Source organism: Streptomyces poonensis (genome assembly GCF_014650915.1).
In the GTDB taxonomy this organism is placed as follows: Bacteria; Actinomycetota; Actinomycetes; order Streptomycetales; family Streptomycetaceae; genus Streptomyces; species Streptomyces poonensis.
The window spans coordinates 292,046-314,155 of record NZ_BMVW01000004.1 but is presented as its reverse complement, the minus strand read 5'-3'; the positions used below and the strand labels follow the sequence as shown (position 1 = coordinate 314,155).

Annotated in this window: 21 protein-coding genes and 6 tRNA genes; 9 read left to right on the top strand and 18 right to left on the bottom strand. The window is 70.7% G+C overall.

Features of this window, described 5'->3' with window-relative positions; genetic code table 11:
• Positions 1–25 precede the first annotated feature (25 nt).
• Positions 26–586: an HIT family protein gene (locus IE242_RS14275; RefSeq protein WP_189859019.1), complete on the bottom strand. Its 561-nt coding sequence runs from the start codon at positions 584–586 to the stop codon at positions 26–28.
• Between the two features lie 68 nt (positions 587–654).
• On the opposite strand from IE242_RS14275, the gene IE242_RS14270 reads away from it, so the two are divergent.
• Positions 655–1,317: a potassium channel family protein gene (locus IE242_RS14270; RefSeq protein ID WP_189859017.1), complete on the top strand. Its 663-nt coding sequence runs from the start codon at positions 655–657 to the stop codon at positions 1,315–1,317.
• 36 nt (positions 1,318–1,353) lie between these two features.
• On the opposite strand, the gene thrS is transcribed toward IE242_RS14270, so the two are convergent.
• The 3 genes from thrS to IE242_RS14255 form a co-directional block, all read right to left on the bottom strand.
• The gene (gene thrS / locus IE242_RS14265) at positions 1,354–3,330 is read right to left on the bottom strand and encodes a threonine--tRNA ligase (RefSeq protein ID WP_189859015.1); all 1,977 of its coding nucleotides are present in this window, start codon (positions 3,328–3,330) and stop codon (positions 1,354–1,356) included.
• 124 nt (positions 3,331–3,454) lie between these two features.
• Positions 3,455–4,684, bottom strand: a complete 1,230-nt coding sequence (locus IE242_RS14260; protein ID WP_189859013.1) for a hypothetical protein — start codon at positions 4,682–4,684, stop codon at positions 3,455–3,457.
• Positions 4,681–5,244: a DUF4365 domain-containing protein gene (locus IE242_RS14255; RefSeq protein ID WP_189859011.1), complete on the bottom strand. Its 564-nt coding sequence runs from the start codon at positions 5,242–5,244 to the stop codon at positions 4,681–4,683. The genes IE242_RS14260 and IE242_RS14255 overlap by 4 nt, the downstream gene beginning before the upstream one ends.
• Positions 5,245–5,412: 168 nt before the next feature.
• On the opposite strand from IE242_RS14255, the gene IE242_RS14250 reads away from it, so the two are divergent.
• The gene (locus tag IE242_RS14250; RefSeq protein WP_189859009.1) at positions 5,413–6,138 is read left to right on the top strand and encodes an exonuclease domain-containing protein; all 726 of its coding nucleotides are present in this window, start codon (positions 5,413–5,415) and stop codon (positions 6,136–6,138) included.
• A gap of 71 nt (positions 6,139–6,209) precedes the next feature.
• On the opposite strand, the gene IE242_RS14245 is transcribed toward IE242_RS14250, so the two are convergent.
• The 9 genes from IE242_RS14245 to IE242_RS14205 form a co-directional block, all read right to left on the bottom strand.
• A tRNA-Val gene (locus IE242_RS14245) sits at positions 6,210–6,281 on the bottom strand.
• Between the two features lie 62 nt (positions 6,282–6,343).
• Complete coding sequence (locus tag IE242_RS14240; RefSeq protein WP_189859007.1) at positions 6,344–6,790, bottom strand: SRPBCC family protein; 447 nt, start codon at positions 6,788–6,790, stop codon at positions 6,344–6,346.
• A gap of 265 nt (positions 6,791–7,055) precedes the next feature.
• Positions 7,056–9,806, bottom strand: a complete 2,751-nt coding sequence (locus IE242_RS14235) for an exo-rhamnogalacturonan lyase family protein (protein ID WP_189859005.1) — start codon at positions 9,804–9,806, stop codon at positions 7,056–7,058.
• Positions 9,807–9,916: 110 nt separating this feature from the next.
• Positions 9,917–10,510, bottom strand: coding sequence for a hypothetical protein (locus tag IE242_RS14230; RefSeq protein ID WP_189859003.1), 594 nt, complete (start codon positions 10,508–10,510; stop codon positions 9,917–9,919).
• A 64-nt stretch (positions 10,511–10,574) separates the two neighbouring features.
• Positions 10,575–11,447 (bottom strand): carbohydrate ABC transporter permease, encoded by an 873-nt coding sequence (locus IE242_RS14225; protein WP_189859001.1) that lies wholly within the window; start codon positions 11,445–11,447, stop codon positions 10,575–10,577.
• Complete coding sequence (locus IE242_RS14220; protein WP_189858999.1) at positions 11,444–12,400, bottom strand: carbohydrate ABC transporter permease; 957 nt, start codon at positions 12,398–12,400, stop codon at positions 11,444–11,446. The genes IE242_RS14225 and IE242_RS14220 overlap by 4 nt, the downstream gene beginning before the upstream one ends.
• A gap of 14 nt (positions 12,401–12,414) precedes the next feature.
• Entirely contained in the window at positions 12,415–13,689 is a 1,275-nt protein-coding gene (locus IE242_RS14215; protein ID WP_373299521.1) for an ABC transporter substrate-binding protein, read from the bottom strand.
• An 877-nt stretch (positions 13,690–14,566) separates the two neighbouring features.
• Positions 14,567–14,638: transfer RNA gene (locus IE242_RS14210), tRNA-Val, on the bottom strand.
• 120 nt (positions 14,639–14,758) lie between these two features.
• Entirely contained in the window at positions 14,759–15,250 is a 492-nt protein-coding gene (locus IE242_RS14205) for a TIGR02611 family protein (RefSeq protein WP_189858995.1), read from the bottom strand.
• A 191-nt stretch (positions 15,251–15,441) separates the two neighbouring features.
• Here IE242_RS14205 and IE242_RS14200 point away from each other — a divergent pair, with 191 nt between their 5' ends.
• Both IE242_RS14200 and IE242_RS14195 read left to right on the top strand, forming a co-directional pair.
• Positions 15,442–15,855, top strand: a complete 414-nt coding sequence (locus IE242_RS14200; protein ID WP_004002642.1) for an SsgA family sporulation/cell division regulator — start codon at positions 15,442–15,444, stop codon at positions 15,853–15,855.
• A gap of 345 nt (positions 15,856–16,200) precedes the next feature.
• Positions 16,201–16,761, top strand: a complete 561-nt coding sequence (locus tag IE242_RS14195) for a CGNR zinc finger domain-containing protein (protein WP_189858993.1) — start codon at positions 16,201–16,203, stop codon at positions 16,759–16,761.
• A 172-nt stretch (positions 16,762–16,933) separates the two neighbouring features.
• On the opposite strand, the gene IE242_RS14190 is transcribed toward IE242_RS14195, so the two are convergent.
• Both IE242_RS14190 and IE242_RS14185 read right to left on the bottom strand, forming a co-directional pair.
• Positions 16,934–17,086: a hypothetical protein gene (locus tag IE242_RS14190; protein ID WP_189858991.1), complete on the bottom strand. Its 153-nt coding sequence runs from the start codon at positions 17,084–17,086 to the stop codon at positions 16,934–16,936.
• A gap of 234 nt (positions 17,087–17,320) precedes the next feature.
• A complete protein-coding gene (locus IE242_RS14185) occupies positions 17,321–17,764 on the bottom strand; it encodes a hypothetical protein (RefSeq protein ID WP_189858989.1) in 444 nt (147 codons plus the stop codon).
• 293 nt (positions 17,765–18,057) lie between these two features.
• On the opposite strand from IE242_RS14185, the gene IE242_RS14180 reads away from it, so the two are divergent.
• Positions 18,058–18,594, top strand: coding sequence for a DsbA family protein (locus IE242_RS14180; protein WP_189858987.1), 537 nt, complete (start codon positions 18,058–18,060; stop codon positions 18,592–18,594).
• Between the two features lie 14 nt (positions 18,595–18,608).
• Here the strand turns inward: IE242_RS14180 and IE242_RS14175 are convergent, their stop codons facing one another.
• From IE242_RS14175 to IE242_RS14165, 3 genes are all read right to left on the bottom strand, one after another.
• Positions 18,609–19,433, bottom strand: coding sequence for a GNAT family N-acetyltransferase (locus tag IE242_RS14175; RefSeq protein ID WP_189858985.1), 825 nt, complete (start codon positions 19,431–19,433; stop codon positions 18,609–18,611).
• A gap of 84 nt (positions 19,434–19,517) precedes the next feature.
• On the bottom strand, positions 19,518–20,339 hold the full coding sequence (locus tag IE242_RS14170; RefSeq protein WP_189858983.1) for an aminotransferase class IV: 822 nt from the start codon (positions 20,337–20,339) through the stop codon (positions 19,518–19,520).
• A complete protein-coding gene (locus IE242_RS14165; protein ID WP_229858920.1) occupies positions 20,336–21,493 on the bottom strand; it encodes a chorismate-binding protein in 1,158 nt (385 codons plus the stop codon). Before IE242_RS14165 ends, IE242_RS14170 begins: the two co-directional genes overlap by 4 nt.
• 157 nt (positions 21,494–21,650) lie before the next feature.
• On the opposite strand from IE242_RS14165, the gene IE242_RS14160 reads away from it, so the two are divergent.
• The 4 genes from IE242_RS14160 (at position 21,651) to IE242_RS14145 (ending at position 22,019) form a co-directional block, all read left to right on the top strand.
• Positions 21,651–21,723, top strand: a tRNA-Gly gene (locus IE242_RS14160).
• A 39-nt stretch (positions 21,724–21,762) separates the two neighbouring features.
• Positions 21,763–21,836 (top strand) — tRNA-Cys (locus IE242_RS14155).
• A 1-nt stretch (position 21,837) separates the two neighbouring features.
• A tRNA-Val gene (locus tag IE242_RS14150) sits at positions 21,838–21,909 on the top strand.
• Between the two features lie 38 nt (positions 21,910–21,947).
• Positions 21,948–22,019, top strand: a tRNA-Val gene (locus tag IE242_RS14145).
• The last annotated feature ends 91 nt before the right edge of the window (positions 22,020–22,110 follow it).

The window sequence follows — 22,110 nt, the reverse complement described above, 5'->3', positions numbered from 1 at the left end:
CGGCGGCGTGCCACGAGGGCCGGGGTCAGACCGCTGGCCACGCCTCCGCCAGCATCTTGCGGGTGTCGGCGAGCAGCTGCGGCAGCACCTTGGTGTGGCCCACGACCGGCATGAAGTTGGTGTCGCCGCCCCAGCGGGGCACGACGTGCTGGTGCAGGTGGGCGGCGATCCCGGCGCCCGCGACCGAGCCCTGGTTCATGCCGATGTTGAAGCCGTGGGCACCGGAGGCGGTGCGCAGCGCGGTCATGGCCTGCTTGGTCAGCTCGGCGAGCTCGACGGTCTCCGCGGCGGTCAGGTCCGTGTAGTCGGCGACGTGGCGGTAGGGCACGACCATGAGGTGGCCGCCGTTGTACGGGTAGAGGTTGAGCACCGCGTAGACGTGCTCCCCGCGCTTGATGATCAGACCGTCCTCGTCGGACTTGGCCGGGATCGAGCAGAACGGACAGCCGTCGTCGGCCCCCGGGCCGGTCGGCTTGTTCTCGCCCTGGATGTACGCCATCCGGTGGGGGGTCCACAGGCGCTGGAACGCGTCCTGCGTTCCCACTCCGATCTGCTGTTCCGGCTCACTCGTCATGAGGTGCAGCATATGGCTTCCCTCCTGCGGAACGCGTCGCCGGGGCACCGGCGGGCGGCCCCGGGCGCCAAGCTGGCGTGGTGGAGGATGACAGCCGCAAGGCCCGCTGGGAACGGCGAGCGGAGCTGCCGCTCGCGATCACATCGATGCTCTTCCTCGCCGCGTACGCGGTGTGGGTGCTCGCGCCCGGCCTGCCCGGCACGGGGCGGCCGGCCTGTCTCGGGGTGCTGTTCACGGCGTGGGGCGTGTTCGCCGTCGACTACGCGGTCCGGTGGCGGCTGAGCGGGCAGGGGGCGGGGTTCGTACGCACACACGCGCTGGACACGCTGGTGCTGTTCCTGCCGCTGCTGCGGCCGCTGCGGCTCGTGCGGGCCTACCAGGCCGTTCAGCGGCGGACCGGCAGGCCCCGGCTGCCGCTGTACGCGCGGGTGAGCGTCTACGCGGGCCTGAGCGCCGTACTGCTCGGCTTCACCGGAGCGCTCGCCGTGTACCAGCAGGAGCACACGGCACCTGACGCGTCGATCCGTACCTTCGGGGACGCGCTCTGGTGGACCTGCGCCACGCTGGCGACCGTCGGGTACGGCGATCTCGTGCCCGTGACGCCCCTGGGGCGGGCCGTCGCGGTGGGCATGATGATGTGCGGGCTGGCGCTCCTCGGTGCCGTGACCGGGTCGTTCTCGTCCTGGCTGCTCCAGTTGTTCGCGCGCGAGGGCGGGGACGACGCGAAGCCCCCGGAGCACTGAGCTCCGGGGGCCTGACGTGTGCCGTGTGCCGTGGGATCAGACCTGGACGCGGTCCTCCACGGCCTTCACGATCTTGGCGATGGCCTCGTCGACGGGGATGCCGTTCTCCTGCGAGCCGTCGCGGTAGCGGAAGGAGACGGCGCCGTTGGCCATGTCCTCGTCGCCCGCGATGACCATGAAGGGCACCTTCGCCTTCTGGGCGTTGCGGATCTTCTTCTGCATACGGTCCGAGGAGGAGTCGACCTCGACCCGCAGGCCCTTCTTCTTCGCCTCGGCGGCGAACTTCTCCAGGTACTCCACATGCGCGTCGCCGATCGGGATGCCCACGGCCTGGACCGGGGCGAGCCACGCCGGGAAGGCGCCCGCGTAGTGCTCCAGCAGCACCGCGAAGAAGCGCTCGATCGAGCCGAAGAGCGCGCGGTGGATCATGACCGGGCGCTGCTTGGTCCCGTCCGGGCCGGTGTACTCGAGGTCGAAGCGCTCCGGCAGGTTGAAGTCCAGCTGGACGGTCGACATCTGCCAGGTCCGGCCGATGGCGTCCTTGCACTGCACGGAGATCTTCGGGCCGTAGAAGGCGGCGCCGCCCGGGTCCGGGACCAGCGGCAGGCCCTGCTTCTCGGCGACCTGGCGGAGGGTTTCGGTGGCCTCCTCCCAGATCTCGTCGGAGCCGACGAACTTCTCCGGGTCCTTCGTCGACAGTTCCAGGTAGAAGTCGGTCAGGCCGTAGTCGCGCAGGAGGTTCAGGACGAAGGTGAGCGTCTTGTCGAGCTCGTCGGCCATCTGCTCCTTCGTGCAGTAGATGTGCGCGTCGTCCTGGGTGAAGCCACGCGAGCGGGTCAGGCCGTGCACGACGCCCGACTTCTCGTACCGGTACACGGTCCCGAACTCGAAGAGGCGCAGCGGCAGCTCACGGTACGAACGGCCGCGCGCGTCGAAGACCAGGTTGTGCATCGGGCAGTTCATGGGCTTGAGGTAGTAGTCCACGCCCTCGTCGAGCTGCATGGGCGGGTACATGCCGTCGGCGTACCAGTCCAGGTGGCCCGAGGTCTCGAACAGCTTGCCCTTGGTGGCGTGCGGCGAGTAGACGAACTCGTAGCCCTCCTCCTCGTGCCGCTTGCGCGAGTAGTCCTCCATGACCCGGCGGATGATGCCGCCCTTGGGGTGGAAGACCGCGAGGCCGGGGCCGATCTCCTCCGGGAAGGAGAACAGGTCCAGCTCGTTGCCCAGCTTGCGGTGGTCGCGCTTCTCGGCCTCGGCGAGGAAGTCCAGGTGGGCCTTCAGCTCGTCCTTGGACGGCCAGGCGGTGCCGTAGATGCGCTGGAGCATCGGGTTCTTCTCGCTGCCGCGCCAGTACGCGGCGGCGTTGCGCATCAGCTTGAACGCCGGGATGTTACGGGTGGTGGGCAGGTGGGGACCGCGGCAGAGGTCCTTCCAGCACAGCTCGCCGGTCTTGGCGTCCAGGTTGTCGTAGATGGTCAGCTCGCCGCCGCCCACCTCGACGTCCGCGCCGTCGTCCGAGGACGCGGCGCCCTTGAGGCCGATGAGCTCCAGCTTGTACGGCTCGTCCGCCAGCTCCTCGCGGGCGGCCTCGTCGGTGACGACGCGCCGCGAGAAGCGCTGGCCGCGCTTCTGGATCTCCTGCATCTTCTTCTCGATGGCCTTGAGATCCTCGGGCGTGAAGGGCTTCTCCACGTCGAAGTCGTAGTAGAAGCCGTCCTTGACGGGCGGGCCGATGCCCAGCTTCGCCTCGGGGAACAGCTCCTGCACGGCCTGCGCCATCACGTGCGCGGTCGAGTGCCGCAGGATGTTCAGACCGTCCTCGGAGGAGATCTCCACGGGCTCGACGGTCTCGCCGTCCTTGACCTCGTACGCGAGGTCCTTCAGCTCGCCGCCCACGCGGGCCGCGACGACCGAGCGCTCGCCGGGGAAGAGGTCGGCGGCCGTAGTGCCCGTCGTCACCACGCGCTCTTCCCGCTCGGAATCGCGTTGGATGATCACACGGACGTCTGACACCGGTCTCTCCTGCCTGAAGGGGGGCCTCTGCATCTTCACGGCCTAGGCCATTGGAGAGGATCGTACCGAGCCGGGGGTCCTGCTCGCGAAACGGTTATGTCCCGGACCGTCTCACCGCCCTCCCTCACTCCCCTCCGCACGCCCCCTCGAAGAAGGCCGTGATCTCCGCCGTCTCCTGCAGCGACTTCATCAGCCGGTCCCGCTCGGCGTCGTCCACCTGCACGGGAACGACCTTGGACACGCCGGTGAGCCGCCGGAATCCGCCCCGGCTCTCCAGCCGCCCGTCCACCCGCACCGGCAGCCCGACCAGATGCGCGTGCCCGGCGATGCGGTAGGCCTCCTCGTCCAGAGTCACCCGTACGCGCGGGACCTCCGCACCCGCCAGGACGTGCAGGCGTACGGCGCCCGTGCCGCCCGTGCCGGATCTGCGCATCCGTACGACGGTGCCGGTGACGCTCACGGACACCGAGGGCTCCTCGCTCAGGTAGCGGGCCGCGGCGTCGCGCAGGACGGGCAGGTCCCCGGGGGAGAACTCGACGGGTTCGGCGGGGGTGGCGCAGCCCTCGGGGGCGCCGGCGGCGGGGGCCCAGGCGACGGCGATCCGGGCGCCCTCGGTACCGCGGACGAGGGCGACCAGGGCCTTGGTGAACTCGTGGCTGACGCCGGCCTCGACGGCGCCGTCGAAGGCGTCCATGCCGCCGGTGGCCCGCCGGTAGTCGACGGCCTCGCGGGCCGCGTGGAGCGCCTGGTGGAAGCGGACGGCGAGGGGGCGGCCGGTCGCGACGGGAACGAAGGCCGTGAGCCGGCGGCCCCCGGAGGCCGCTCCGGCGAGCACGCTCTCCAGTGACTCCGCGGCCGGCCGGCGGTGGCGGGCGCCGTGATAGCCGGCACGCGCGTGGGTGGCGAGCGCGGCCGCGAGGAGCATCTGACGGGCGGCGCCGCGCAGCTGGTCCTCGGCCACCCAGGGGGCGGCACCGGCGGGCCCCACGGGCACATCGCGCCACCAGCGGATCTCGTCGCTGGGGACGGCCAGGCCGACCAGGATGTCGCGGGCGGCGGGCGAGCCGCTGCGGGCGAGCGCGTGCAGGGCCTCGCCGAGCAGGTCGTCGCTGTCGGGGAGGGCGCGGCTCTCGGGCACCAGCAGGCTCGTGCCGCTGCCGCCGGGGCCGGGCGGGGTCCAGCGTCCGTACCGTCCCCGGGCGCCGCCGCGGCGCTGCCAGCCGTGCCGGCGCAGAAGCGCGCCGAGGACGGCGGGGTCGACGCGGGCGGGGTCGGGCGGGTCGGGCCAGGCGGTGGGGTCGGCGGGGCGGGGCCGGACGGGCCACAGGGGTTCGCCGGTGGGGCTCAGCGTCACGGTCTGCCTCCCGTTCCGACCCTGGTCATGATCTCGCAGAGCGCGCGGTCGTCGAAGACGCGCGCGGTGGGTATGCGGACGTTGGTTCTGTACCGGCCGGTGATCGGATGCCCGGCGAGGTTGATCCAGTAGCAGCAGTGCCGCAGGTCGAGCCGGTCGTGGCCGGCCCGCAGCCACTCGTCCTGGGAGCGGGGCACGATCATCACGACCAGGATCTTGTGCACCGCCACCGGGGTGCGGGCCAGCTTCGCCAGGTGGTCGTTGTCGAGCGTGAAGGAGAAGAAGCGGCCCGGGGGGTTCGGCGGTATCTGGTACGTCGCCTTGAGCTGCACCTTTATGGTGACCTCGTCGTCGACCGTGTGCCCGGGGGCGCTGTGGCTGACGTGCCAGTCGATCCCGTTGTCCGGGAAGGGCTGGGAGAGCGAGCAGCCGGCGGCCGCGGCGACGGCGTGCAGATAGCCGACCTGGAGCGTTTCCATGCAGGCGGTGGTGGCGAGGGTGCCGCGTGCCGTGGTTCCCCGCGGCAGCAGCCCACCGTGCTCGGGCTGCGCGATCGCCATGCCAAGAGCCTTCCGAAGCGGGCGGATTCCCGACACAGGCCTCTGAACTGCCAAGACCCGTACTTCTGTTGTCTCCTCGCGGCGTATGGCGCAAACAGCCCGGGTATCACCGAACCGGGCAGGGGACGGCACGTCAACTGCCGAGGCACGGTGAGGAGTTGAAAGCACATGACGTGCTGGTACGAGGGCCCCTTGGCCGCTTTTGACACGGAGACCACGGGCGTGGACGTCGAGACCGACCGGATCGTGTCGGCCGCCGTCGTCGTCCAGGAGGCGCCCGGAGCCCGGCCGCGCGTGACCCGCTGGCTGGTGAACCCGGGTGTGCCGGTGCCCGCCGCGGCGACGGCGGTGCACGGGCTGACGGAAGAGCATGTGCAGCGCAACGGGCGCTGGCCGTCGCCGGTGATGGACGAGATAGCGCGGCAGCTGTCGGAGCAGGCGGTGCGCGGCCGTCCGCTCGTGGTGATGAACGCGCCGTTCGATCTGACGCTGCTGGACCGGGAGTTGCGCCGGCACCGGGCGTCGTCGCTGTGCCGCTGGTTCGAGTCGACGCCGTTGTTCGTGCTCGATCCGCTCGTCCTCGACAAGCACCTGGACCGCTACCGCAAGGGCCGCCGTACGCTCGGCGCGCTCTGCGAGCACTACGGGGTGCCGCTGGACGGCGCGCACGACGCGGCGGCGGACGCGCTGGCGGCGCTGGAGGTCGTCCGGGCGGTGGCGCGGCGGTTCGCGGCCCGGCTGGAGCGCCTCTCCCCCGCCGAGCTGCACACGCTGCAGGCGGTGTGGCACGCGGCGCAGGCGCGCGGGCTGCAGGCGTGGTTCGCGCGCACCGGTTCGGAGGAGGCGGTGGACCCGGCGTGGCCGCTGCGGCCGGACCTGCCGGCGGCGGCCTGAGCGGGAACCGCGCGGACGGACCCGGACATGCGGAAAGCCGGTCCGTCGAAGACGGACCGGCTTCCTCCGGGTGGGCGATACTGGGTTCGAACCAGTGACCTCTTCGGTGTGAACGAAGCGCTCTCCCACTGAGCTAATCGCCCGGGAACGCACTGAACAATACAGGTCCCCACGGGTCCGGTACAAACCGCTTCCCGGTCCGTGGTCAGCACACCGCCAGGTGGGCGACGAGTCCCCGGTGTCCCGCCCGCATCATCAGCGCGTGGTTGGCGCGGAAGACGGGCCGCCCCGGCACGGCGAGCCGGCGCAGCAGCGGCTTGGTGACGTGCACCTCCTGCTCGTAGCGGGCGAGGGTGCCGGGCCCGCCGGCGGTGAGCGTCCAGCGTGCCCATCCGTCGATGTCCCCGGTCGTCGCGATCTCCAGGACTCCGGCCGCCCGGTCGCGCCGCACCTCCCGCCCGGTGAAGGCCAGCTCGTACGGCAGGACCGACCGTATCCGCGTGCACGCGCGCGTGGCGTCGATACGGGTCACCTCGCGCACCTGGGGCCACCAGCGGGGGTAGTCCTCGATGCGCTCCAGTACCTCGCGGACGGTGGCGGGCGGCGCGGGCAGGGCCCACAGGCTGCGGAATCGGTAATGGTTCCAGTCCATGCGGGTCCGAGTGCCCCTGTGGAGGCCCGCCGTGCGTCGTGCGGCGGGGCTTCCCCGGCCCGCGCCCGTCGGCGCCGGGCTGGTGCCTCCCGCACCCGCCGGTCCGCCGCTGCTCGCGCGGGGCGTGGAGGCGAGCAGCGGCCGGCGGCACACGGCGCGTGCGGGAGGTGCTGGGGTGGGGCGCCGGTACACCCCGCGCGGGGGCGGGGGCCGTGGGTGTCCCGTTGCGGACGGCCCACGACCCCCGCTGCCTACCGGCGGCGCGTCACGGCATCTTGTCGCCGAGCAGCGCCAGGTTCTCGATGGCGGCGAGGCCGTACAGCGCGGTGTCGTTGGTGGAGATCCAGGCGGCCTCGCTGCCCGGGACCAGCGTGGCCGGGCCGGTCAGCTCCTCCGTCTTCCACGGCGCCGACTCCTTGTAGCCGTCGGAGTTGTAGAACTTCTCCCACGCGCGCGTGGCGAGCTTCTCGTCGCCGGTCTGCACGGCCGCGTAGGCGTCCAGGCGGGAGTGGCCCTGGAAGAGGATGAGGCTGCCGAAGTTGCTGCCGTAGCGCGCGGCCTGTTCGGCCTTGGTGGCGTTGAAGTAACGGCAGTAGTCGTAGTACGCCTCGTTGAACTCCGGCATGTCGATCAGGTCGATCAGCTCGGCGCACAGCTCGTTGAGGCCGAAGACGGCGGAGAGGTGGGAGACCCCGACCACGGGCTTCTCGGCGACCGCGAACTTCCCCGTGTCGAGGTCGTACAGTCCGCTGCCCTGGACGAAGCCGTTGGGCTGGGCGGCGATGCCCTCCATCGTCGACAGCACGCGCGCCTTGGCCTTCTCCCACTTGGGGCCCTTGCGCTCCCACTCCGTCAGCCACGCCGAGACCAGACCGCTCCAGTCCGTGCCGAAGCCGATCGACAGGGCGTGCCGGTCGGGCGTGTACGGGTCGGTGCGGACCTTGCGGTTGGGGTCGAGGATGAGGAACGTCTCGTCGGAGTCGACGTTGGCGTGCATGAGGTCGCCGACGCGTTCGTCGGCGGTGAGGAAGTAGTAGAAGCGCCGGTAGGTGGTGTTGGCGATGCGCTGCTGCTTGGCGCTGTCGGCGTAGTGCTGCACACCGTGCCGGGTGCCCAGGCCCGCCCACTTGCCGAGGTGGTAGACGTCGACCTCGCCGGTGTGCCGGGTCATCGCCTCGGCGAAGCGGAAGATGTCGGCGCGGCCGGAGCGCAGGTAGGCGTACCAGAGCCAGAGGTCCGGGGAGAGCTCGGAGTTGTCCCAGGCATAGCCGCCGATGTCGTAGCGCCATTGGTGCCGGACGGTGTCGTAGGTGTGCATGATGTCGCCGTAGTCCCAGAACCCGTACCAGCGACGCATCTCCACCTGGTCCTTGTAGTAGGTGAAGAGGAAGTCGAGGTGGTCCTCGATCTTCGCCTTGGCGGGGGTGGAACGGTCGGGCTCGGAGTAGAGGCCCGGGCCGAAGACGCCCGCCTTGATGAGCTGCTTGGGCGGCGCGGCCAGCTGCGGCAGTACGCGGACGGCCTCGACCTGCCGGGCGAGCTGCTCGGGGCTCGGCGTCGTCTCGTTGGCCCAGAAGAGGAGTTCCGAGGTGCGGGCGATGCCGTAGGGGGTGCCGAACTCGGGCTCGTAGTCCTCGTAGGTGATGTTGAGGCCCTCGAGCTGTTCGGCGTACGTGTCCTGCCCCATGCCGTCGTGGTAGAAGCGCAGGTCCATGGGCTGCGCCTCGGGCGACCAGAGCCAGAGGGTGACCTCGGCCTCGTCGGTGTGGGCGTCGCGGATGTCGAGCTGGGCGGGGAACTTCTCCCAGAAGTCGCGCAGCCCGAAGGAGAGGCCGCCGCTCACGCCGCCGACGTAGCCGAAGCCGGAGGCGCGCCGGCCGCCGCCCGCACCGATCCAGCCGTGGCCCTTCTTGGTGCGCTTGCGGACGGTGAAGCCGTCGGCGGAGAGCTGGGAGAGGGTGTAGTCGCCCCACTCGGGGATGTACTGGAGGCGGGTGGTGACCCGCTGGTCCCAGGTGGCGGGGTCGGGCAGCTTCTGGCCCTCGTACTGGGCCGCCTGCACGGCCGCGCCCGGGTCGCGGCGCAGCCCGGTGATGCCCTTGACGGCCTCGCGGAGCATGCCGGTGCCCTCGCCGCCGATGCGGATGTGCCGGTCGTACGACTCGTCGCGCATCGGCACGGTGAAGCGGACGCCGAGGCCGCGGATGAAGTCACCGCTGGCCTTGCCGGGCTCCTGGGTGCCGTCGAAGGTGATCGTGTGGACCATGCGGAACGATTCGGCACCCGCGTAGAAGTACAGCCGGATCGAGAACGGCAGCCAGCTGCGGCTGCCCTTGCGGTGCTTGCCGTCGATGCGGACGACCGCGCGGACCGGGCCGTTCTGCTCGACCTCGGTCTCGCTGATCACGCTCTCGAATCGTTCCAGCTTCGTCGCGCCCTGGTCGCCGTCCTCGATCTCGGGCTGGCGCAGCAGGACGAGCCGGCCGTCGCGGGCGATCTCGGTCGGGCCGCGCCGTACCGACTTCACCAGCGTCGAGCCACTCTTGCCGATCTTCGCCGTGATGACACCTGTGGACACCTCGATGGTGCCGCCGCCGCTGGACACGGTGATCTTCTTCTCGGGGGCGGCGGGGCTGCCCGCGGCGAGGGTGAGCTTGCCGGCGCCCGCGCCCGTGCCGACCGCGTGCGCGGTCCACTTCAGGGAGCCGTCGGGCCAGTACGCGAGGGGCCAGGTCTGGACGGGGACCGCCTTGCCGTCGGCGTCCGTCAGGGCGAACTTCTGCTCCTTGCCGTACGCGCCCTTGGGCCACGGCACGCCCACGGTGGACCCGGGGGCGGCGCCGAGTCCGCCGTCCTCCAGCCAGTCCAGGGTCACCGGGTCCGCGTCGGCGGTCTCGGCTCCGAGCGTGGCTCCCGGGGCGGCCTGCGCGGTCGAGCCGAGCGCAAAGCCGGCCTGGGCGGCGGCTCCGGTGACGGCGGCCGCCTTGAGGAGGAATCTGCGGTCGATGGGGGACATGGCCTTTCCTTTCCTTGCGTCCTTGCAACGGGTGGCAGAGGCTTGTCAAGGGCATGACAGGTAGAGGTACGACGCCATGGGCGTCGCACCGGGGAGACGTGGGATGCCGGTCAGGTGCGGCGGTACCGCTCCTCCACGGCGACGGCCGCCGCCGCGACGGCCCCGAGAACGGGGACCGCCAGCGGCGCGACGAGCCAGGCGGAACCGGCGACGACCGCCAGTCCGCAGACGATCAGTAAGGACCCCGCGGGATCGCGGAGGGTGCGCCGGCCGGCGGCCCCGAGCAGCGCCCGCCAGGAGGCACCGGGTGTCCACACCGCCGCCGCGCGCAGCCCGGACACCATCAGCGCGATCAGCGCGAACAGACCGACCGCCGCGGCGAACGGCCCGCCGGGCAGCCCGGCCCGCGCGACCTGGACGTCCACCCAGACGGCGACCGCCGCGGCCCACCCGGCGAGCCCGACGGCCCACCCCCGGCGCACGGCCGTCCGGAAGTCGGCGACGAACTCGCGCCAGCCGCCGCTCTCGTGGGAGGTCCGGCGCCGCAGGTGCCGGGCACCTGCGGCGAACGCCGCCGGGTAGGTGACGAGGCCGAGGCAGGCCACGGCGATCCACACGCCGGTGAGCATGCACTCGGCGAAGACGGCGAACCGCTCGCCGAGCAGAGGCTCTTTCTTGCGTGCCTTCACGCTTGCTTGCGCCATGGTGACCGCCTCAGCCCTTTCACTTCACTTCACTCAGTCACTTCGGTCACTTCGGTCACTTCGGTCACTTCAGGCCGGACGTGGCCATGCCGTCGATGAGGTACCGCTGGAAGGCCATGAAGAAGGCGATGACCGGAACCAGTGCCACCAGCGACATCGCGATCATGCCGCCGTAGTTGGCGATACCCTCCTGGTCGCGGAACATCATCAGCCCCAGCGAGACGGTGTACTTGGAGGGGGTGTTGAGGTAGATCAACGGCCCCATGAAGTCGTTCCACGCGTTGATGAAGGTGAAGATGGCGCTGGTGATGAGGGCGGGACGGCACAGCGGCAGCACGATGGACCAGTAGGTCCGCAGGTGTCCGCAGCCGTCGAGCTTGGCGGCCTCGTCCAGCTCGCGCGGCAGCCCGCGCATGAACTGCACCATCAGGAAGACGAAGAACGCCTCCGTCGCCAGGAACTTGCCCGCCACGAGCGGCACGAGGGTGTCGACGAGCTCGAGGTTGCGGAACATCACGTACTGCGGGATGAGCAGGACGTGGTACGGCAGCAGCAGCGTGCCGATCATCAGGGTGAACATCAGGTTCCGCCCGGCGAACCGGATCTTGGTGAAGGCGTAGGCCGTCAGCGAGCTGGACAGCACCACACCGACCACGGCGAGGAGCGCGTAGGTCAGCGAGTTCACGAAGAAACTACTGATGGAGATGCCGGAGATGCCGTCGGCGAGGCCGGAGAAGTTCTCCCAGACGGGCTTGGTGGGCAGCAGGTCGAGGCTGGCGATGATGTCCTTGCTCGGCTTGAAGGCCGCGCCGACCACCCAGATCACGGGATACAGGACGACCGCGAGGACGACGAGCGCACCCACGTGCCAGGCGATCGATCCGGTGCGCCGCCGCTCGTTCGCGGTGTGCACGGCGGGACTGGTGGCGGTGGTCACTTGGCGGCCTCCTCGTAGTGCACCCACTTCTTCTGCGACCAGAACAGGACCGCCGTCACCAGCGCCACCGCGATCACCAGCGTCCAGGCCATCGCGGAGGCGAAGCCCATCTGAGCCTCCTTGAAGCCCTTCTGGTAGAGGTAACAGGTGTAGACGAGCGTGGCGTCGGCCGGCCCGCACCGGGTGTCGGAGACGACGTACGCGGAGCCGAACACCTGGAACGCGTGGATGGACTCCAGCAGCACGTTGAAGAACAGCACGGGCGAGATCATCGGCAGCGTGATGTTCCAGAACCGCCGCAGCGGGCCGGCCCCGTCCACCTCGGCCGCCTCGTACAGCTCCCGCGGGACCTGCTTGAGACCGGCCAGGAAGATGACCATCGGCGCGCCGAACTGCCAGATGCTCAGCGCCACCAGGGCATAGATGACGTAGTCCGGATTGCCGATCCAGCCGCCCACGTCGAGACCGAAGATCTTCTGGGTACGGTCCACGACCGCGTCGTCCGAGAACAGCGCCCGCCACACGAACCCCACGGAGACGCTGGCACCGATGAGCGAGGGCATGTAGAACGCGGCCCGGTACAGCCCCTGCCCGCGCCGCTTCTGTGCGAGCAGCAGCGCGACGCCGAGCGCCAGCAGCAGTTTCAGCGGTGTGGCCACGACGACGTACTTCAGGGTGACCTGCACGGACTTCTGCCAGCGCGGATCCTGGAACATCGTCGTGAAGTTGTCCAGCCCCACCCACTGCGGTGGCGCGAACAGGTTGTAGCTGGTGAACGCGTAGTACAGCGACGCGATCATCGGCCCGGCCGTGAGCAGCAGGAATCCCGCGAGCCACGGCGACATGAAGAGGTAACCGGTCAGGTTCTCGCGGCGCCGCCCGCGCCGCCCGGCGGCGGGAGCGGCGGACCGCTTCCCGGCCGGGGGCGCGGGCGCTTCCTTGACGAGCGTCATGGTGGTACGTCCCCTCAGCCCGCGAAGGCGGCCTTGGCCTCGCTGAACAGCGCCTTGGCGGCGTCGGCCGGCTTGGTCTTGCCCTGGGCGACCTCACCGCCGATGCGCAGGAACGCCGCCTCGATGACGTCGGCACCGGACGGGTGCGGGGTGATCTTCCCGAGCACGCCGGCCGCGGCGACCTCCTCCTCGTAGGCCTTGACGCCCTTGTTGTTGTCGTCGGTGGGCGTGAACGCCTCGTACTGCTCGGACGTGGCGAGGATGCCGCGGTCGTACCCCATGATCTTGCCGACCTCGGGGTCGTGGGTCATGAAGTCGATGAACTGGGCGACTTCCTTCGGGTGCTTGGTGCCGGTGAAAGCGCTGAGCATCAGCGAACCGAGGTACTGGCCGGTGTCCTTCCCGTCCGTGGTGGGAATCGGCGCGAGCCCGTAGTCCGACTCGCCCTCGCCCTCGTAACGGATGGAGAAGTTGTCCCAGGTGAATTCGGACGCGGCGAGCCCCGCCGACAGGCCCGACTTGGGCTTGACCTGCTCGATCTTCTTCGGGTCGGCGACGAGCCCGGAGCGCACGCGCTTGTAGCCGTCCTCCCACCACTGCGTCAGATCGTCCTCGGTGAAACCGAGATCGCTGTCGGTGTAGAAGGCCTTGCCGTTCTGCCGCAGGTAGAGGTCGTAGAGGTACATGATGCTGAAGTAGCCCGTGTCACCGGCGATCTTCAGCTTGTCCTGGATCGTCTGCAGCGCGTCGAAGTACTCGTCCCAGGTCCAGCCGAACTTCGGCTTCACGCCCGCCTTCTCGAAGGCCTTGAGGTCGATGACGAGTGCCATGGTGTTGGCGCCGACCGGGATGCCGAGCTGCTTTCCGTCGGCCTGACCGGCCGACAGAACACCGTTGCGGAAATTGTCGAGGCTCAGATTGCCCGCGTCCGCCTGGGTCTTGAGGTCCATCAGAACCCCGCGCTTGTCGTACTTGCGCAGGAAGGTGACCGAATTCTGGAAAACGTCCGGCGGATTCCCGCCGGAGGCCTGCGTCTGGAACTTCTCCCAGAACGCCTCATAGTCCGTGAATTCCGGCTTGACCTTGATCTTCGGGAACTTCTTCTCGAAGAGCGCGATCGTCTTCTTGATGGCGATGGCCCGCGGCTCGCCGCCCCACCAGGCGTAACGGATCGTCACCGTTCCGTCCCCCGAACCGCTGCCGCCACCGCACCCCGTCGTGGCGGCCAGTCCCAGCGTGGTCAGCGAGGCACCGACCGCCTTGAGCACCGTCCGCCTCTCCACGCTCATGTTGTCACCCACAGTGGGACCTCCCCGCGACGTCGTCGATCGCTCGCATGAATCGTTTCAAGTAAGCGCTTGCTGGCACAAGGTACGGAGGCCCTCCGGGCACGTCAATGATTCGGACAGGAATTCCTCCAAAGCCGGGGACGCGGTCGGCGGGTCGAACACGCGACTGCGCGCGGCACCTGTTGCAGAGAGTGCCGAAGGAGCCCTGGGTGAGGCGTGCGGGTGACGGAAGCACGGCGGAGGCGGTTCTCGCCTCCGGCCGACGACGGCGGGAGGGGCGACATTCGGACGTCATGAGGGCACGGAGACGGGCGGGCTCCCTCGGTCGGCGGCCGAAAGATGAACGATGGACCGCCACTCAGCGTGACGGTCGGCGACGGCAGCCGGCCGCCGGTCAGGTGCAGCAGCGTCCCTCACGACGCCGGGTGACGAGCGGCGGCGGGTGACGGGCGGCGGCGGGTGACGGGCGGCGGCGGGTGGCGAACAGGCCGGGCAGCCGGGCCGCGCGCGGCCGAACACCGGTCGGACCCGGGAGAACCGCTCGAGCGAGCCGGCGTGCCCGGCAGGCGAGCGGACAGCCCCACGGCGCGGAATGGGCGCAGGGGCGCCGCGGCACGGAACACGCGCCGAACGGAACCAGGGCACTCCGGCACCGCCCTGAGAAGGACGCCCCATGGCGGACTGGAGAGCCCGCGGGAGCCGGGCCCAGGGCGCACGCATACGGACGGCAGCGGGCCGAACCGGGGGCCGGAGGGCGGAGATCGGGGGCAGGGGTCGGGGGCGCGCCCGCCGGCTTCAGGAGCCCGCGAAAGCCCGCCCGCAGCAACAGAACGACCCGGCTCACGGTGTCCGTGAGCCGGGTCGTCCGGCGATCTTGTGGGCGATACTGGGATCGAACCAGTGACCTCTTCGGTGTGAACGAAGCGCTCTCCCGCTGAGCTAATCGCCCGGGCGCAGGAAGAACATTACCCCATGTCAGGGGGTGCTTCCGACCACCTGTCCGACCACCTGTCCAGCCGCCTGTCCGATCACCTGTCGACCACGGACCGGAGCATCGCCCGACACCCGGTCACTGGTTCTCGATCTTCCAGGGCATCTGGAGACCGAACTTCCACAGGTAGATCCCGACGACCGCGGCCACGATCACCAGACCGGTCGCCGTCAGGATGATGTTGCGACGGCGGACCTTGGGGTCGAGCGCGCGCTGCGCCGCCTCGGTCACCTTGCGTTTCGTCCAGCGGAGCACGAGCTGTGCCCAGACGAACTCGGTCGCCCAGATCGCCATGCCACCGAAGATCACCACCCAGCCGGGGCCGGGCAGCACCAGCATGGCCGCGCCCGCGACGACCACCGCGAGCCCGATGACGAAGACGCCCACCTGCCAGCCCAGATGGAGCGTCCGCCGCGCCTTGATGAACCCCGGCGCCCGGGACCCGAGGGGGGCCGGGGCCGCCGTCTCCGCGGCCTCGCTCCCAGGTGCACCGGTCTCTGTGCCAGTCTCGCTCTTCGTTCCGTTGGCCGCCACGGCGACCTCCCCCGTGTCGTGACTCCCCGTATTCATACAGCCAAACCTTACCTGAGCCATTCCGGTCACCGGAATGGCCGTATCCGACGAACGGGTTCTCGGCCGTATGAGCTACCAAAAGCGACGCAAAACACTCAGAGGGGTTTACAACGGCACCGTAGGTGGGATGTCGATTTCGCCGACGTGCGAATCCCCGAGCGCACACTGAGCGAAAGGCCTTGGCGCTTATGAACACCACGGTCAGCTGCGAGCTGCACCTGCGCCTCGTTGTGTCGAGCGAGTCCTCACTGCCTGTACCCGCGGGACTGCGGTATGACACGGCCGATCCCTATGCCGTGCACGCCACCTTCCACACCGGAGCCGAGGAGACCGTCGAGTGGGTGTTCGCCCGCGACCTCCTCGCCGAAGGGCTGCACCGGCCCACCGGAACCGGCGACGTCCGCGTCTGGCCGTCCCGGAGCCACGGTCAGGGCGTCGTCTGCATCGCCCTGAGCTCCCCGGAGGGCGAGGCTCTGCTCGAGGCCCCGGCGCGGGCCCTGGAGTCGTTCCTGAAGCGAACGGACGCCGCCGTGCCGCCCGGCACGGAGCACCGCCACTTCGATCTCGATCAGGAGTTGTCGCACATCCTTGCGGAAAGCTAGGCAAGCCAGACACAACCGGGGCAAAATCCGATAGAGCCGCCCGGCGCCGTCCACTCGGGGAGACGGCTCGGGCCAAGACAACCGCATACGGCACACACCGGCGCCGTCGCCACGGACCCTCGTGGCGACGGCGCCGGTGCGCGTGGCCCCTGCCACCCCTGGGGCCGGGAAACACGGCCGGGCCGTGAGCGACCGTACGGCACGGGCGGTAGGCGCCAGGTGTGCCACGGGTGTGACGGCCCTGATCCAGGTCACTGCCCGTACCGGCCGGAAGAACCGCCGAGCCACTACCATCGGCCAGCATCGGCGGGCGCCCGCCCGACCTCCAGGCCAGGGGAGCCAAACGTGCTGATCACCCACGACATCCGGTGCGCCCTCGACAGCGTGGTGGATCTGGTGAACACCGCGCCGGACGACGACACCACGCCCGACGGGCTGGAGGATGTCGCGGCGCTCGACGAGTTCGTGCGAAACCACAAGATGAGCGATGTGGGAACGCTGTCGGAGTTCGACCTCGCGGCGGTGCGCAGGGTGCGCGGCCGGTTCGCCGAGGTCTTCGCGGCGCCCGACGCACGCTCGGCCGCCGCCGTCATCAACGAACTGGTGGCCGCGGCGGGGACCACTCCGCGCCTCACCGACCACGACGGGTACGACTGGCATGTGCACTACTTCGCGCCCGGCGCCTCGGTCGCCGACCATCTCGCGGCCGACTGCGGGATGGCCCTCGCCTTCTTCGTCGTCGCCGGGGAGCAGGAGCGGCTGCGCCGCTGCGAGGCCCCGGACTGCCGGCGCACCTTCGTCGACCTGTCCCGGAACCGCTCCCGCCGCTACTGCGACAGCCGCACCTGCGGCAACCGCCTCCACGTGGCCGCCTACCGGGCCCGCCGCAAAGAGGCCACGGGCTGATCACCGCAGGCGGACCACCACAGGCGGCCTTCTGGGAGCACGCGCGCCGATCGCTGATCGTCGGTCAAGGGGCACCGCCAGGGGGCGGTCGGCGAAGGTGCCGGCCGCCGCCAGGAGTGAGGCGAGAGCCGACGGAGCCCTCGGCGGGTGACGCCTGGGCTCCGTTTCCGGCTCAGAGCAACAGCAGATCGTGCAGTGATGCCACGAGCAACAGACAGCCGATCACCGCCAGGAAGATCATCAACGGTGGCTGGGAAAGGGCGAAGAGACACCCCCGCCGCTCCTCGAGCGGGGCGGCGGTGTCGCTCTCAGTTGTGTCCAGCATCTCGCGGCGATGATGGCGCAGCAGGCACCCTCCGCGCGATCAACACGCCCGAAATGACCGGTCGTTCACCTATATCCGCACCGCGCGAGAACGATAGTGATCACTTCCGCGCTCCGGTCGTCCGGTCGGCTGAGGCATACCGTCTGTGTCGTTTCACCCCGGTACGTCCGGCGCAGATCTGGACTGCCGCCCCTTGCTACCGCCCCTCCACCGCCCACCGGACCAGGTGCCGGGTCATATGCCGTGCTTCTTGAGAATGGCTTCAATGTCACTGAAGTCGTCCGCCGGGTCCGTGGCCCGCGACGCGGGCGCCGGACGGGCCGCCGGACGCGAGCCCTGGCCCAGCGAGGGGGCCGAAGCCTCCGGAGCGAGCGCTTCACGCCGTGCGGCCCTGGCGGCCTTGCGCTCCTTGCGCGTCCCGCCGCCGCGCCGCTCCACGGCCCGGGTGCCCGCGAAGATCAGCCACGCCGCGCCGAGCAGCGCGACCCCGGCCCACGCCGTCGGGCTGAAGGCGGTGTCGGCCACCCACTGGACCACCCCGGTCAGCACCAGGCCGATGGGCACCAGCGAGTAGGCGGCGATGCGGGCAGCCCTCAGGAAACGTTTGCGGTAGGCCGTGACCGCGGCGATGCCCAGGCCGGCCGCGGAGACGGCGGAACAGACGGTCTCGGCAATCATCCGGTCCTCCAGGCGGGCTCGGTCGACGGTCGGGCAGGGGGCAAGACCGGGCCGGTTCGGCCCGTCCCTTCCATCCTGCACCGCTGCCCGCCCGGTATGCCATGGTCCGACCGGATCTCAGGGGCATCTCCGGGTCGTGATCAGGGTCGGCTCCACCTCTGGTACCAGGCGGAGGCCCCGACCGCCATGGAGGAAGGCCCCGACCGCCATGGAGAAAGGCCCCGTGCGACACCGGACGAAGGCCCCGCCGCCCCGATTGGGCCGGCCGCCCCCGGACTGGGAGACTGGCGCCCATGAACGACTCCTCCCCCGCGCGCGCCGCCGTCGTCCTGGACGTCTGGTGCGAACTCCAGTGTCCCGACTGCCGCACCGCCCTCGACGACGTCCGCGCCCTGCGGGCCCGCTACGGCGACCGGCTCGACGTACGGCTGCGGCACTTCCCGCTGGAGAAGCACAAGCACGCGTTCGCCGCCGCACAGGCCGCGGAGGAGGCCGCGCAGCAGGGCAAGGGATGGCCGTACGTCGAGGCCGTGCTGGGCCGCGTCGAGGAACTGTCCCGCACCGGCGAGCCCTTCCTGGTGGAGACGGCCCGTGAACTGGGGCTGGACGCCGAGGAGTTCGACACCGCGCTGATCGACGGCCGACACATCCTGATCGTGGACGCCGACCAGGCCGAGGGCAAGGCCATCGGGGTGACCGGCACCCCGACGTACGTCATCGGCGGGGAGCGCCTCGACGGCGGCAAGAGCCAGGAGGGACTGCGGGAGCGCATCGAGGAGATCGCCGACCGCCTGCTCACGGACGGGCAGGGCGACTCCCTGCCCAGGTGAGTCGCGCAGCTGAACTACAGCAACTCCTTGCGCAGGTGATGGGTGAGCGTTCTGTAGCCGAGTGAGGTGTAGAGGCGGACGGCCGGGGCGTTGTCCGCCAAGACGTCGAGGCGGATCGCCGTGCGTCCCGCGGCGACCGCCCGGGCCTCCGCCGCGTGCATGAGCGTGCGGCCGTGGCCCCGGCCGCGGTGGCGCGCGTCCGTCTCCACGTCGTACACGAAGGCCCGGCCGTCCCGCTCCCCCAGCCACAGCGTGCCGACCGGAACCCCCTCGTGCTCCAGGACGGCCAGCGTCATGCCCGGGGTGCCCAGACCGTCGGAGAGCAGCGCGGTGTGGTCGCTCTCGGCCAGGGCCCGGGCCTCGGCCACGGGCACTCCCCAGGCGGTCCGGCCGCGGACGTGTCTGTCCCGCACGCGCTCCCGCCACTGCGCGAACTCCGCCTCCGCCATGGGGCGGAGGCGGCTCCCCGCAGGCGGTCCGGGAGGGGCGTCGCCGACGCGCTTCTCCATGAGGCGGCTGCCGGGCACGTAGCCGAGCGCGGTCGCCAGCGACAGCGCCGGTCCGGCGTCCGCGGGGATCGCGGCCTCGATCCGCCGGCAGCGCCAGCCGCGTACCACCTCCTCCGCGGCGAGCGCCGCCACGGTGCCCCGTCCCCGGCGGCGGTCCGGCTCCTCGATCCGCAGATCCAGGATCCGGGCCACCGCGTCCCCGAGGGCGGGATGCGTGCCGAGGTGGACCGCGCCGACGGGACGGCTGTTCACGCACACCTGATAGCGGCGTGAGCGGGTTCCGTCGGCGTTGTGCTGCAGCGGCTCGATCGGCCGCAGGGTGGTCGTCATCAGGGGTGTTCTACCCCTGTCGGACCCTGGATCAGCCGCTCGTGAGCGGTGAACAGGGTCGCGGGCGCACACGGATCACGGCGATCACGGATCCAGGTCGTCGCCGGCGCGCTCGTCGAAGATCCGCATGGCCTTGGCGGTCACCGGGCCGGGGGCGCCGGGCAGTTCGCGGGCGTCGACCCGGTGCACGGCCTGGACGTCACGCAGCGTGGACGTCAGGAAGACCTCGTCCGCGCGCTGGAGGACGTCCAGCGGCAGGTCGGTCTCCTTCGCGCCCGTCCACTCCACGGCCAGCGCGCGCGTGATGCCCGCGAGACAGCCGGAGGCGACCGGCGGGGTGTGGATCTCCCCGTCCAGGACGACGAAGACGTTCGAGCCCGTGCCCTCGCACAGTTGCCCCACCGTGTTGCCGAACAGCGCCTCGGACGCGCCCTCCTGGTGCGCGCGCGCCAGGGCGATGACGTTCTCGGCGTACGAGGTGGTCTTCAGACCGGCGAGCGCGCCGCGCTCGTTACGCGTCCACGGGACGGTGATCACGGCCGTGGAGTCGGGCCGGCGGGTCGTCTCGCCGAGGGCGACGACGAGCGTCTGGCCGTGGTCGCCGCGGTCGGAGCCGAGCGGCGAGATGCCGCCGGTGTACGTGATCCGCAGCCGGCCGAGCGGCATCGGGTTGGCGTCCAGGACGGCGGCACAGGCGCGGCGCACCTCGTCGAGGTCGGGCTCGGGCAGCCCGAGGCCCCGCGCCGAGCGGGTCAGCCGGTCGAGGTGGCGGGTCAGCGCGAAGAGCCTTCCGTCGACCGCCTTCACGGTCTCGAAGATGCCGTCACCCACGGTCAGCCCGTGGTCGAGGGCGGAGACGCGGGCGGACTCGATGTCCTTCAGCCCGCCGTCGAGCCAGATCTTCACTGCTGTCTACCTCGCAAGGATGTGCGTGTGCCGGACGCGGTCGCGTCCAGGTCGTGCCGGCCGGGGTCCGGGTCGTGCGGCCGGGGTTCCGGGCTCGTCCCCGGCCGGCCCCGGACCGGCGGGCCCCCGTCCCCCTCGTACGTTCCCGACGCTACCGCGAGCAGCCGTGCGGCCTTCAGCTCGGTCTCCCGCCATTCCCCCTCGGGGTCGGAGCCCCAGGTGATCCCGGCGCCCGTGCCGAAGCGCAGCACGCCGTCCGCCCGGTCGATCCAGAACGTGCGGATGCCGACGGCCAGCTCCCCGGTGCCCCGGTCGGCGTCCACCCAGCCGATGCCTCCGCAGTACGGGCCGCGCGGCGCCGTCTCCAGGGCGGCGAGGATGCGCAGGGCGCTGGACTTGGGGGCACCGGTGACGGAGCCGGGCGGGAAGGCGGCGGCGAGCAGCTCGGGCCACCCGGCGGCGTCGCGCAGTTCGCCGCGCACGGTGGAGACCAGGTGGACCAGGCCGGGGTGCTTCTCGACCACGCACAGGTCGGGCACGGTGACCGAGCCCGTGGCGCAGACGCGGCCGATGTCGTTGCGGACCAGGTCCACGATCATCACGTTCTCGGCGTAGTCCTTCTCCAGCAGGTCCGCCTCCGTACGCCCGGTGCCCTTGATCGGCCCGGACTCCACGACGCGGCCCTCGCGGCGCAGGAACAGCTCGGGAGAGGCGGTGGCGATCTCCACTCCGTGCCGCGGGAGCCGGATCGTTCCCGCGTACGGCGCCGGATTGCCGCGGGCGAGCAGCGCGGTCAGCGCGTCCACGTCGGCGTCCGGTGCGACGGGCGCGGACAGCACGCGGCAGAGGTTCGCCTGGTACACCTCGCCGGCCGCGATGTGCTCGCGTATGCGCCGGACGCCCTCCGTGTACGCGGCGCGGTCGAGGGACGACACCCAGTCCTCGGGGGCGGGCCCGCGCCAGGCGCCGGGCACCGGAGCGGGCACCGGCTCGCGCCGTACGTCGCGGAAGCGGGCGCACACCAGGCGGCCCTCGAAGTCGGCGGCGACGGCCCAGAAGCCCGCGGAGTCCAGTGCCGCGGGATCACTGGTCACATCGGCGAGACCGGTGGCGACGAGGCCGCCGAAACGGGCGAGAGGAGGCAGGTCGAGCACACTGTCGAGTCTAGGGCGGGCGCCCGGAGGAGGGCCCTGACCAGGGGCCGGACCGGACGCACCGCAGCACGCTGCACAAACGCGTTTTTGTACTGGCCCGGGAATCCGCTAGAGTTCAACACGTCGCCGGGACGCGGAAGCGAAACGGAAACGACAAGCGGACGTAGCTCAGTTGGTAGAGCGCAACCTTGCCAAGGTTGAGGTCGCGAGTTCGAGCCTCGTCGTCCGCTCGAAGGAAGCAGGGGATCTTCCCGAACCCCTGCGCTCCGGGTGGAGTGGCCGAGAGGCGAGGCAACGGCCTGCAAAGCCGTCTACACGGGTTCAAATCCCGTCTCCACCTCCAAGGACGATTAGCTCAGCGGGAGAGCGCTTCCCTGACACGGAAGAGGTCACTGGTTCAATCCCAGTATCGTCCACTGGATCTTCGGATCCGCCATGGATCTTCGGATCCCCCGCGCGATTAGCTCAGCGGGAGAGCGCTTCCCTGACACGGAAGAGGTCACTGGTTCAATCCCAGTATCGCGCACGCAGTACCCAGGGCCCTCGGGCTCTGGTCCCGAGGACGATTAGCTCAGCGGGAGAGCGCTTCCCTGACACGGAAGAGGTCACTGGTTCAA